This is a genomic window from Marinitoga sp. 1197 (assembly GCF_001021165.1).
In the GTDB taxonomy this organism is placed as follows: domain Bacteria; phylum Thermotogota; class Thermotogae; order Petrotogales; family Petrotogaceae; genus Marinitoga.
The window spans coordinates 23740-37097 of the sequence record NZ_AZAY01000008.1 but is presented as its reverse complement, the minus strand read 5'-3'; the positions used below and the strand labels follow the sequence as shown (position 1 = coordinate 37097).

The 13358-nt window shown below is 27.1% G+C and carries 10 protein-coding genes; 4 read left to right on the top strand and 6 right to left on the bottom strand.

Annotated features, from left to right (window positions below):
• Complete coding sequence (locus tag X275_RS02290) at window positions 1–2274, bottom strand: xanthine dehydrogenase family protein molybdopterin-binding subunit (RefSeq protein ID WP_047267340.1); 2274 nt, start codon at window positions 2272–2274, stop codon at window positions 1–3.
• Between the two features lie 141 nt (window positions 2275–2415).
• Window positions 2416–3261 carry a GNAT family N-acetyltransferase gene (locus X275_RS10975; protein WP_052913542.1) on the bottom strand — a complete coding sequence of 282 codons (846 nt, stop codon included), beginning with the start codon at window positions 3259–3261 and terminating at the stop codon, window positions 2416–2418.
• Window positions 3262–3378: 117 nt separating this feature from the next.
• Here X275_RS10975 and X275_RS02280 point away from each other — a divergent pair, with 117 nt between their 5' ends.
• Entirely contained in the window at window positions 3379–4752 is a 1374-nt protein-coding gene (locus X275_RS02280; protein ID WP_052913540.1) for a glycoside hydrolase family 13 protein, read from the top strand.
• 286 nt (window positions 4753–5038) lie between these two features.
• Window positions 5039–6910, top strand: coding sequence for a DUF1858 domain-containing protein (locus tag X275_RS02275; RefSeq protein ID WP_047267339.1), 1872 nt, complete (start codon window positions 5039–5041; stop codon window positions 6908–6910).
• Between the two features lie 35 nt (window positions 6911–6945).
• Here X275_RS02275 and xth read toward each other — a convergent pair whose 3' ends face one another.
• Window positions 6946–7710 carry an exodeoxyribonuclease III gene (xth, locus tag X275_RS02270; RefSeq protein WP_047267338.1) on the bottom strand — a complete coding sequence of 255 codons (765 nt, stop codon included), beginning with the start codon at window positions 7708–7710 and terminating at the stop codon, window positions 6946–6948.
• A gap of 294 nt (window positions 7711–8004) precedes the next feature.
• On the opposite strand from xth, the gene X275_RS02265 reads away from it, so the two are divergent.
• On the top strand, window positions 8005–9453 hold the full coding sequence (locus tag X275_RS02265) for an aminoacyl-histidine dipeptidase (RefSeq protein ID WP_047267337.1): 1449 nt from the start codon (window positions 8005–8007) through the stop codon (window positions 9451–9453).
• A 109-nt stretch (window positions 9454–9562) separates the two neighbouring features.
• Here X275_RS02265 and X275_RS02260 read toward each other — a convergent pair whose 3' ends face one another.
• Both X275_RS02260 and X275_RS02255 read right to left on the bottom strand, forming a co-directional pair.
• A complete protein-coding gene (locus tag X275_RS02260) occupies window positions 9563–10825 on the bottom strand; it encodes a DUF5693 family protein (protein WP_047267336.1) in 1263 nt (420 codons plus the stop codon).
• 22 nt (window positions 10826–10847) lie between these two features.
• Window positions 10848–11735, bottom strand: coding sequence for an RluA family pseudouridine synthase (locus X275_RS02255; RefSeq protein ID WP_047267335.1), 888 nt, complete (start codon window positions 11733–11735; stop codon window positions 10848–10850).
• A 62-nt stretch (window positions 11736–11797) separates the two neighbouring features.
• On the opposite strand from X275_RS02255, the gene X275_RS02250 reads away from it, so the two are divergent.
• Window positions 11798–12517 carry a hypothetical protein gene (locus tag X275_RS02250; RefSeq protein WP_047267334.1) on the top strand — a complete coding sequence of 240 codons (720 nt, stop codon included), beginning with the start codon at window positions 11798–11800 and terminating at the stop codon, window positions 12515–12517.
• A 107-nt stretch (window positions 12518–12624) separates the two neighbouring features.
• Here X275_RS02250 and X275_RS02245 read toward each other — a convergent pair whose 3' ends face one another.
• Window positions 12625–13347: an N-acetyltransferase gene (locus X275_RS02245; RefSeq protein WP_047265818.1), complete on the bottom strand. Its 723-nt coding sequence runs from the start codon at window positions 13345–13347 to the stop codon at window positions 12625–12627.
• Window positions 13348–13358: the final 11 nt, after the last annotated feature.

Sequence of the window (13358 nt, the reverse complement as noted above, 5' to 3'; positions counted from 1 at the left end):
TTATTTTTCATTTATCAAGGATATTACATTTTCCATAGTTATTGGTATTCTTGAAATTCTTTTTTTTATGGCATTTGAAACTGCATTTGCTATTGATGGTGGAGCACTCATCAATGAGGGTTCTCCAATTCCTTTTGCTCCAAATGGCCCATATGGAAACTCTTCTTCCACTATATTAGGTATAATCTCTGGAATATCTTTTATAGTGGGAATAACGTAATTATTAAAATTTGATGTAATAATTTTTCCGTTAACCTGTTTTATTTCTTCCATTATTGCATGTCCCATACCCTGAACAGCACCACCTTGAATCTGCCCTATTACTCCATCGTAATTTATTGCTTTACCAATATCATGAGATATCCACATTTTTATAACTTCAACCTTTCCAGTTAACATATCCACTTCTACCAATGAAAGTTGTGTGGAATATGTATAAGTTATATATGCTTCCCCTACACCATTTTCCATATCAAAATTTAATTTCGGAGATTTAAACCAACCTGATTCATTTAATTTTACATTTGCGTCATTTGCCATTTTTGCTATCTCTTCAAATGAATATTCTTTATCTTTTATTTTATATATTCCTAAATTTATTTTTATATCTTTTTCTTCAACATCAAATTTTTTACATAAAAATTCTATTATATTCCTTTTTATTTTTTCAGCCGCATCTTTTGCTGCATTTCCACTAAATACCGTTGTTCTTGAAGCCACTGTAGGACCACTATCCTGTACTATAAACGTGTCTGTTTGCAATACATTTATTTTTTCAAGTTTTTGCCCTAAAACCTCCGAAACAATCATTGAAATTGCCGTTTTGGCTCCTTGACCAATTTCTGTACCACCAAACATTATGTTTATAGTTCCATCAGGAAAAACATGAACTTCTGAATTTGAAGCATCAAGATGCTGTCCTCCAGCTCCTAAACTTACGCCATATATAATATGAGACCAACCCAACCCACGCTTTTTCAATTTATTACTTTTATTAAATTCTTTTATTTCTTTTTTTAAATTATCATAATTAGACAACCTTTTAATATTCTCAAGGGTTTTTTTCGCTCCTACAGAATATTCCAATTTGTGACCGGTAGATGTTTCATCACCTACTTCAAGAGCATTTTTATATCGTATATCCCATGGATCCATATTTAATTTTTCTGCAGCCTCATCCATTATAGATTCAATAGCAAATAGCACCTGAGGAGAACCAAATCCTCTAAAAGCCCCACATGGAACTTTATTTGTATATACTCCATAAACATCCACATATACATTTGGAACTTTATATGCCCCCGCTGAATGAGTTAATGTCCTATACATAACTATAGGAGATAATGTAGAATAAGCTCCCATATCAAGGTATGTTTTGCTTTTTAGCCCTATTAATGTTCCATCTTTTTTAAAAGCTGCTTTATAGTATGATTTTGAAGGATGTCTTTTACTTGTTTCTTTTATATCGTGTTCTCTTTCATATATCAGTTTTACTGGTCTTCTTGTTAAATAAGAGAGCAAAGCTGCTTTTGATGCAATATATGAAGGAACATCTTCCTTTCCACCAAATCCCCCACCTGTTTCCATTTGAATAACATCCACTTTATTAAATGAAATATTTAATATTTCAGAAACATCTTCCTGAACATAAAACGGACATTGCATTGATGCATAGATCTTCATTACATCTCCATTATAATATGCTACAACTCCCTGTGTTTCCAGATACGCCTGCTCTTGGTAATCTGTTTCAAATTCTTTTTCTATTATTAAGTCAGCATTTCTAAAAATTTCATCAACATTTCCTCTTCTGATTTTTTTATGAAATGCTATATTTGTTTTTTCATTATTTACTTTTATTTCATCTTTAATGGCATCTTCAATCGTAAACACTCCGGGAAGTTCTTCAACTTCAAAATGTATTTTTTCAATAGCTTCTTCAACAGCTTCTTTTGTTTCTCCTGCTATTAATGCTATTGAATCATGTTCAAATCTGATTTTTTCACCAATTGGTATTAAAAATCTCATATCTTTTGTAATAACACCAAATTTATTTGTTCCAGGTACATCTTTATATGTCGCTATTTTAACAACTCCTGGAACCTTTTCAGCTTCAGTAATATCTATGCTTTTTAATATTCCATGTGGAATATTTGAATAAACCACACCAGCATACAGCATTCTATCAAAATATAAATCCGGTGTATACAATGATTCACCATACGCCTTTTCTTTTGCTTCTATTCTTTGTGCAATTTTTCCTACAATTTTCATTGTATCCCTCCAAAAAAAGATTTACATAATATAAATTCTACTTTAAATTTTACCTTATTTTATCCTTTTTTTAATAACTCGTTTTAAAAAGATTTATAACCTTTTTTGTTTATAAATCTTTTTAAATACGTCAAACCGCCTTTATTCAAGAACATACAACAGAACATTTGTTTTTTCATTATCTTCTTCTAAAAACCCCTTATTTAAAAATTTATTTTTAATATGCAGCTCTTCTGGAATCATAATATTAAGATATGATTTTTCTTTTTTTAAATATTGATATATTGAAAAATCCAATGCTGTTTCAATATCTCCCGAAATAAAAGATATTGATAATGTGTTATTTTTTTGCAGATATTCGCTTAAAATAACTAAGGTTTCAATTTCCCCTTCACTTTCTTTTATAAATATTTCTTTCCTATCAAAAATATATTTTAATAGTTCTACATCAAATTCTATAAATGTCCAGGCAAATGAAATATAATTAAAATATTTGTATTCAATAGAATTAAATATATAATTTTTTATTTTTTCAAAATCTTCAGCAATTTTAAAATTTTCATCTGATAATTCATTATATTTTTTCTCATTGAAATACAACCATTTATATTTTGAAAAAACAACAAATCCATAATTTTCCATTATATGTCTGCTTTCGACATTTTCAAAATAAGTTGAAAACATTATTTTTTTATACCCTTTTTCACCTGCTAATTTAAGAAAAAATTCTGTCAATTTTCTAGCATAACCTTTGTTTCTAAAATTTTTATGAACACGTAACCCTTCAAGCCAGAAGATACCCGGCTTTATTTCTTTCATCCTTCCACACCCGATTACTTTATTTTTTTCCTCAATCACATAAAAATTCCCATTTTTTTCTTTTACCCAGTCATCGAAAACTTCTGGTATATAATCATCATCCCAGGAATACCTTGTTACTTCAACTAAATCCTTTTTATCATTTTCTTTAGCCTTTCTAATATTCATATAATCCCCCCTAAAATTCGTTATTGTTTTTATTTATTTTTGATTATTGAAAAAAATTCTTATTTATGATAAAATATTTTTGATTTTCATCGAAATAAAAATAGAGCGAGGTGAATTATGGAAGCTAAAATTGGTTATCAGATATTTCCTGATAGATTTTACTCTTATTATAACAGAGGAAATACACCATGGGAAACTCCTATTATAAATGATGAAAAAGCAGGAAAAAGATTGTATGGTGGCGACTTAAAAGGCATTGAGAAAAAAATAGATTATTTTAAAGATCTGGGAATCGATTTTATATATCTCACGCCTATTTTTACAGCTAATAGTAACCACAGATATGATGCAATAGATTATTTTAAAATAGACCCAGTTTTGGGTGATGAAAATGATCTTAAAAATTTAATAAATTCTCTTCATAAAGAAAATATAGAGTTATATCTTGACATTGCTTTAAATCATATGAGCGACAAAAGTATCTGGTTTAAAAAAGCTCTAGAAGGAAAAAAGGAAAAGGATTATTTTAGAAAAGAAAATGGATATTATACTTTCTGGCGCGATCATTCATCACTGGTAGAATTAAATCTGGAAAATCCACAGTTACAAAAAATATTATGGCAGGATGAGAATTCTGTGATGAAAAAATGGATGAAATTAGGAGTTGATCATTGGCGCCTTGATTGTGCTTATGATCTTGGATTCAATATTTTAAAAGATATAGTAAAACATATAAAATTATCTGGTAATCACGAGATTATTGGCGAAGTATGGGCATATCCTAAAGATTGGATAGAGATAATGGATGGTATTATGAATTATTACTATACAGATATTATTATAAACTATTTAACAGGAAATTTAAGCGGAAAAACCTCATCTGAAATTTTAAATAAAGTTATAATGGATAGTGGTTTGAAAATCCTAAAATCATGGAATATGCTCTCTTCTCATGATTCAGCAAGAATTAAAAATATATTTGGAACCAATTGGGAAATGGCTGTAATTATGCAATTTACATTACCTGGTAGCCCTTTAATATATTACGGCGAAGAAATTGGGATGACTGGAGATAATGATCCATTTTGCCGTGGAGTTATGGAATGGGAAAAGGTTGATAATCAAAATGAAGTTCTAAAATTTTATAAAAAACTTATAAAGTTATTTAAAAATTCTGATGCTTTAAAAAAGGGAAATTATTATGAAGTTATTTCCAATGATAATGATATACTTGCTTATTATAGAAAATATAAAAATATAAAAGATTCCAAATTGATAATAATTAATCCAACGGATAAAGAAAAGGATATACATTTATATTTTAACGAATCCCTGCTACTGGATGCCATGCACATGAAAGACCATTTTAGTAGTAATAGATTATACATTGCTATGGGCAGTGTAAAAGGAAAAATACCCCCCAATTCTTATGGCATATACTATATGGAATTAAAAGAATACAGGACATATTCTGCTTATAAAAGATTATAATTTTCAAAATTTTTCGGTTAATAAAAACTCAAAACAAAAAGCGTCTACAATTTCGTAGACGCTTTTTGTTTGTAATTTATAATACTTAAATTTTGTACAAATAATTTTTCATGCAATGAATTTCTTCTTTGTGTTTCTTTTAATCTCTGAAATAAATTCTTTAAAAGGGCAAAAGATAAAATCGTAATCTAAGTTACAGAAAAATATATACAAATAGTATATAATATAATTAGATAAAAATTATCCGAATTAATTTGATATATTGATATAAAGGAGTGGAATTTATATGGAGAAATTTAATGTTGAAAAAGAAAAATGTATAGCTTGCAAGGCATGTGTGAGAACTGCTCCAGAAAATTTTAAAATAGAGAATGGGAAAGCTATAGTTTTTAAACAACCTGAAAATAAAACAGAATTAAGCAATAGTCAGAGAGCAATGAATATTTGTCCAACTAAAGCTATCTTTTCAAAAAAAAGTGAACCAATTACTGGAGATTCAAAAATCAGGGAAACATTAGAAAAATATCCACATTTAAAAAAGGTTTTATTAAAAATATCACCAAAATTTAAGACAATGCAAAATCCTGTAATGTGGAATACCATTGCAAAATATGCTACATTCAAAAATGCTGCTAAAATGGCAGGCGTTTCTTTATGCGAGATATTACATGCTATAAATAAAGAATTAGGATTAGAAAAAGAATTATATAAATTATTTCCCGAATGTATAAAAGACACGAAACCAGAATACAACAGCACCGAAATCGCATGGGAAGAACCTGAAACGATTATGAAAATTCAAAAATATGAGGTTGAAACTTTAACTTTAATCGTTAATCAAATAGAAAATTTAAAACCTGGAAAATCATTAGTTTTTGAGGGAGAAATAGACCCTGAACCAATAATAAAAGTAATAGAATCTCATAAATTCCTATATAATCTAAATAAAATTAATCCATATAAAACAAGAATTTCTGTCTATAATAAACCTTCAAAATTAAAAAACAATAAAGATTATGAAATTCTTGATGTAAGAAAGATGCAACAGGATCCATTTGATATAATTATAAAAAAAGCTTATTCATTAGATCCAGGTGAAGGTTTTATATTAGTTCAAACTTTTGTTCCAACCCCTTTAATAAATATGCTAGATGGAATGGGATTTGATGCTGAAGTTAAAGAAATTAATCCATATGAAGTAAAAGTATATTTTACACGCAGAATTGAAAATGATATTAATAATTATAATTATTCTGATAAGCCAACAATAACAATACAATCTGCAACTCCTGTAGGATATCCTATAATCATGAGATTATTACAATCAAAAAAATTAAAACAAGTTGTAAATATAAAAGAGTTAAAAATATGGGAAGAAACAGAAAAGCATCTTGGATGGATAATAAATAAAAAAGCAGATATAAGCTTTTCAGCATTAATAACTGCTTCGAAGTTGAAAGATATGGATGTGAAAATGCCTGTTGTTTTTGTTTGGGATAACTTTACGATATTAACAAGAGGTTATATAGCAAAATCTCTTGAGGATTTAAAAGGAAGAAAAATACATATACCACTTTTTGAAGATGCACCACCAGCTAAAATAACCAGATATTTAATAGAGGCAAAGGGTCTCAATATAAAAGATTTTGAATTTACTTATGGAAATCCATTTGGTAGACCTAAACAAATAATGATGGATTTTCTATCTGGTAAAGTAGATACAGTCTTATTAAGAGAACCAGAAGCAGGATTTGTGATAAAAGCATTAGAAGAAAGCAATATAACTTATTCAGAACTATCATATGGAAAAATATGGAATGAAATAAACGAAGGATTTGGATTATTACCAAATGCAGGGGTTGTATTTAAAGGAGAATTAGTTAGAGAATATCCAGAAATTGTAAAGATTGTCTTAGAAGAATTAAAAGCTGCAATAGAATGGGTAAATAGCAATAAGAAAGAAGCAGCAAAACTTTCATTTGATATGATGAGGGCACCAATAAAAAACGTGGAGAAATTTATTGAAAGAGTAACATTTAAATATATATCTGGAAAAGAACTTGAAGATAAAGTGTATAATTTTTATGACATATTAATAAAAAACAATATTATTAGCGCTACTTTAGATGAGAAATTAATGGAAATATTTAAAATATAATAAAAGCCTTCCGAATGGAGGGCTTTTGTTTTAAATCAAATATCAATTTCAATTCCAATAGGGCAGTGGTCTGATCCCATTACATCTGAAAGAATAAAAGCATCTTTAATTTTATTTTCCAAAGGAGTACTTATAAAGAAATAATCTATTCTCCATCCAACATTCCTTTCTCTTGCTCTAGTTTTATAATCCCACCATGTATAATTATTTGGCTCTTGATTAAACATTCTAAATGTATCTATAAAACCACTATTTAAAAGTTTATCAATCCATTCTCTTTCTATAAGCAAAAATCCAGATACATTTTCATTTTCCTTTGGCCTTGCAAGATCTATTTCTTTATGTGCAGTATTTACATCACCACAAATAATAATATTAGGTTGTTTCTTTTTATAATCTTCTAAAAATTCCAATAAATAATAGTAAAAATCCATTTTATATTCCAATCTTTCCTGTCTTGCTTTACCGTTAGGAAAATATATATTAAAAAGCGAAAAGTTTTCATATTCAGTAATTAATGTTCTTCCTTCAGAATCAAATTTTTCAATCCCAAAACCTTTTAAAATATTTTTTGGCTCTATTTTTGTAAAAGTAGCAACACCACTATACCCTTTTTTTTCCGCTGAAACAAAATACTTTTTCCATGAACCATAATTTAAAAATTTTTTTGTTAATTGTTCTTTCCTTGCTTTTGTTTCTTGAACACATAAAATATCAGGATCTTCAGAATCCAGAAAATCTATAAAACCTTTCTTTATAGCTGCTCTTATACCATTTACATTCCAAGATATGATTTTCATTAATATCACGCTCCTTAATGAAATTATACCATAAATATGATATAATTTTTCAGATTAAGAAATACTTTTAAAAACATATTTATCGAATACCCTGTTATTGATATTTTTCTATTTTTATATAAAAATAGAAATGCATCAGAAAAAAATGATACTTTAACAATTACATACCCAGAATGGGGTTTAGCTTTTATATGGATAAATATCGGTATAGAATTTTAATAAAATTTTTGATATATATGATATAATATTATTAAATAATATTCGCAAAACAAACTAAGTTAAGGAGGAAATTAAATGAGAATATTAAAAGGGCTAAAGCCTGAAAAGGTGTTTTATTATTTTGAAGAAATAAGTAAAATACCAAGATGTTCAGGAAATGAAAGAGCTATTAGCGATTATCTTGTAAATTTTGCTAAAGAAAGAAATTTAGAATACATTCAAGACAAAGCATTAAATGTGATTATAAGAAAACCAGCAACCAAAGGTTATGAAAATGCCCCAGGGGTTATTCTTCAGGGGCATATTGATATGGTTTGTGAAAAAACATCTGATTCAAATCATGATTTTTCAAAGGATTCTATAAAATTACAGATAGACGGTGATTATATAAAAGCAACTAATACAACATTAGGTGCAGATAATGGTATTGCAGTAGCTTACGCTTTAGCCGTATTAGATTCAAAAGATATTGAACATCCAGAAATAGAAGCATTATTCACGACAGAAGAAGAAACAGGAATGACTGGAGCAAATGAATTGGATCCTTCATTATTAAAAGGAAAAGTGTTATTAAATATTGATTCAGAAGAAGAAGGAATATTTTATGTAAGTTGTGCTGGCGGTTTAAGAGATATTATAACATTACCCGTTGAATTTATAGAACCAAAGAACAAACATGGTTTAAGATTAGTAATTTCAGGATTACAGGGTGGCCATTCTGGTATGGAAATTATAAAACAAAGAGGTAATGCTAATAAATTATTAGGAAGGGTGCTGTATGATTTAAATAAAAAAATAAAAGTTGAATGTGCTTCAATAAATGGTGGAGATAAAAGCAATGCTATTCCGAGAGAAGCAACAGCAGAATTGATTATTGATAATATGGAAAAAGCAAAAGAAATTATTGAATATTGGAACAAAACCTTTAAAAATGAATTAAGCGTTTCAGATCCAGATGTAACTGTTTCAATTAAGGAAATGGAAAAGCCAAAAAGTGCATTAACAAAAGAATCTTTTGAAAAAGCAATATATATTTTGATGTTAGTTCATGATGGAGTTCAAACAATGAGCAAAGCTATCGAAGGTCTGGTTGAGAGTTCCAGTAATCTTGGTATCGTAAAAACATATAATAATAAGATAGAATTTACTTCAGCAACAAGAAGTTCTGTAGAAACATTAAGAGATCTAATCCATAATAAATCAGAGATTATCGCAAATTTAACTGGAGCAACTATAACAACAAATGCTCCATATCCCGCATGGGAATATAAACCAGATTCAAAAATAAGAGAATTGATGAAAAAAGTATATAAAGATATGTATGGTAAAGAACCAGAAATAGCAGCTATTCACGCAGGATTAGAATGTGGTATTTTATCAGGAAAATTGAAAGATGTTGATATGATTTCTTTTGGACCTAATCTCTATGATGTTCACACACCACAGGAAAAAATGAGCATATCTTCAGTAAAAAGAGTCTGGGAATTTTTAATTGAAATATTAAAAGAAATGAAAAATTATTAATAAGAATAAATAAAAACAGGCCTTTTTGGCCTGTTTTTATTTATTCTTAAATAGTTTAACTTAATAACGTTTTTCATATAAATCTTTATTAATTATTACTTTTTTTTCTTTAAAATAGAATTTTCTTTAACATTTTATATAAAAATAAAGTTATTATAAATGCATTTAAAGTTCTTAAAACTCCTAAATATAATGGTGTTTGAAAATGTAAAAAAGTATCTAAGACAGATATAAATAATATTGATTGCCCAATATTCCAGAATATTTTAAAAAATCTGGTAGGTGGATTTGAAAAAATAAAGATATATGAAAATAATTCTTTAAATCGTGGTCTGGCTATTAACAGTTTCTCAAGCATATCTCTTAAATTTCTTTCAAACATTGTTGCAAATCCAAAATTTCCACTTCTCAATATATAATAAAAAAATATTGATGTCAATACTATTGATGAAAAAAGTATATCTTTTTTATTCAATTTAAAATTTCGTAATTGAACTATGAATAAAGTTATTGGTAGAGTTATGAGCAATAATTTTACCCCTCTTACTACAGAAATTTTGTAAACAAGTAAGTAGGTATATCCTGTTCCATATATCAATATTCCAAATATTATAGTTAATAATAATAAATTGACTACATTTTTAATACTAAAATATTTATTTTTCCACTTTATCCATATAATAAATGAAAACACTATAGCTAAAAAAACATAGGACCACGAAGTAAAAAATATATATGCAACTATATAACTTATAGATAATATTGGGCTTAAAAACAATAAGTATATAGAAATTATTGACATTGTAAGATAATTGAGCCATCTATTGGTATTAAATAAAGGAGGAATATTTTTATCTATATTTTTTAGATTATTGTTTATAGATTTTATTATTTCATTCCTTTTTTTATGCGATGGTATATAAAATACATTTATTCTTCTTTCATTAAATGCACGCCAGAAACGCTGGGTGATTTGACTAATATTGTATTTATCCATCTCTTTTGGCTTTATATAATGTGCATATCTGATTTTTCGCAATTCTGAATTATTTAGATAAATCTTGTATTTATCAAATAAAAAACCAAAATCGGAAAATTCGGCAATTATTATATTATCAAAATTCATTATAAATTCTTTAAAATCATTCAAACTTAAATTAGTCGAATTTTCACTTATAATTACAAAGTTTTGATATTTATAATAATCAATTTTTTTATTTTCTACAATAATAGAATGTTTTTCAAGTTTTTTATTATCAATAATATGATAACCATTTTTTAAAAATTTTATATCATTAAAAGTTATATAAACAAATAAGAACACTGCATATACTATAATCAAAATATAAAATAATCTTTTATGTTTTTTCAAAAAAATCACTTCCTCAATATATTTAAAAATCTAATCTATCTAAAACCTTTTTTAAATCAGGTGTTAAATTAGAAATTAATGTATAACGCTTATTTTTATATATAAATTCAAGAAAGTATGAATGTAAAAAATATCGTTTCAATCCAATTAATCTTTTCAACTTTTTATTTATTTCAAAATTACCATATTTATTATCTCCTGCAACAGGACTTTTTATTTCTGCAAATTGTTTTCTTATTTGATGTTTCCTTCCTGTTTTTATTTCAACATCCACAAAGGATAAATCTGTATTTTCTATTTTGTAATTATCAACAACATCATAAAACAACAAGGCTTTTTTATCTTCAAATACACTTTCTAATTTATTATTTTTCCCCTTTAATTTCCCTAAAACCAGTGCATAATACTTTTTTGTTATATCTCTTCCTTTTATAATATCTGTTAATTCCCTTGCAACCTGTTTATTTTTAGCAATCACTAAAACCCCGGAAGTATGTTTGTCCAATCTATGAACAAGATGTGGTTCGAATTCACCTTTCGAATAATATAATACCCCCTCTATAATAGTAACCTTTTCTTCATTTTTCCCCGGATGAACAGAAACACCTGCTGGTTTATTAATTGCAATAATATTTTTATCTTCAAAAATAATTTCAAAATCAAGTGGCCTTGGTAATATTTTCTCTTCTTTTTTTCTTTCTTCAAGTGGCCCTTTGTACTTTATCTCAATGATATCTCCTATATTCAACTCATAATCCTGCTTTTTTACCCTTTTACTATTTACATATACAAAACCTTTTCTAATGAGTTTATATATAAATCCTAATTTCAAATTACTAAAATTATTTCTTAAAAACTTATCCAATCTTTTATAATAATTTTTATCGTTTACAATTACTTTTTTTTGCATAAAATCGCTCCTTTTTTGATATAATATATATAATAACATACATTTATAACGAGGTGATAAATTTGTACAAAGAAATACTCAAAACATTATATTCTTTTCTTGGAAATAATATAATGAACGAAGAAGAAAAGTTAAAAGTAGAAATTTTTGACAAATTGAATTCAAAAAGTGATTTTTATGAAATATTGGATTTCTTAAAATCCGAAACATTTCCCAGAGAAATTGATAATAAATTCCTTTCCTTATTTATTATATCATTATTTAACCGTTTACGTATCTCCGTTGATTTTGAAAAGAAAATTTTGATTTACGGTAATGAAAAAATAAATTTTGATATACTGGAATTAAATAAAGGTATATTAAAAACTGAACCTCTTCTAATAGAGTTAATTGAATTATTGGATTATGGAAATTTGCCAACAGAATATCTTTTTGGAATATTATCAAATGATATTGCTAAAAGAATCAGGGTTTTTAAAGAATTAATAGGAACATCTAAAATAACAGACGAAAAATGGTCTGAAGAAGAGTTAAAGGGTTTGATAAATTCATTAACTGACTCTACAAGAGAATTTTTGAAATATATGGTAAAAAAAGGGAAAAGTTCTAAAGATGAAATAATGAAAGATTTACAGTTAAAAGATACACGTTCGGTTTCTGCCTTTACAAGTGCCATATCACGTAATTCACCTTCTAAAAAAGAAAGAATATTATTTGGAGAAAAAGGTAAGATTTATATTAATGAAGAATATAGGGAAATATTAAAAAGATTATTGTTATGAGTTAAAAAAACTTAATCCCATAATGAAATTAAGTCCTATAATAGTCAACTAGCGCAATTTATTTTATAAATATAAAAAATAGGCAGGCCAATGGCCTGCCATTTTATTTAAACGACGGGACTGTCTGGAATTATCAATTCTTTATTTGCTTCAACAACTTCTGGTGTAGGTTCTACTAATTCTGTTTTTACCAATTGTTCTAAGTATTCTTTTATTGAAAGATCCCAATATTCCTTTGTTACATAATATACTTTAGCTCCGCCAAGTTCATGTTGTACATCTGGCCATGGATATGATGGTTGTGCCATTCCGAGTCCCCATCTCTTAAATCCATTATAACTTTCATATGTTGCCCACCATTCTTTTGCACCTAATTTTTCAAATGCATATTTTGCTTTGGCATAATACATAATAGCTCCAACTCTTAATCCTCTAACAAAAGCCATTGAATGAAGACTAATATGAATTCCATTATTCATAACTCTTGCATTTGCAAAGCCTGCTAATTTCCCATTAATTGTTCCTATCATAAAATATGGATCTTTTAATCTATTTCTATACCAACCTAATAATTCTCCATAAACTCTTACACCAACAATATCATAAAAATCATGATCAACATCCAATAATTTCTTTATGAATGGCAATAATTTAGGAACTTCTTCTTTTTCTAATGGTCTGATATATAAATAACTACCGTCTTTTAATTTAGCCATTTCTGGTTTGTATGGTTCTAATTTTAATGATGGACCTGATAATAATGGTTCTAATTCCCTAACGTCAAATGTTATTTTTTCCTGTGATACTTTTTCCGGTATTTCTTTCCACATAATCTTTCCCC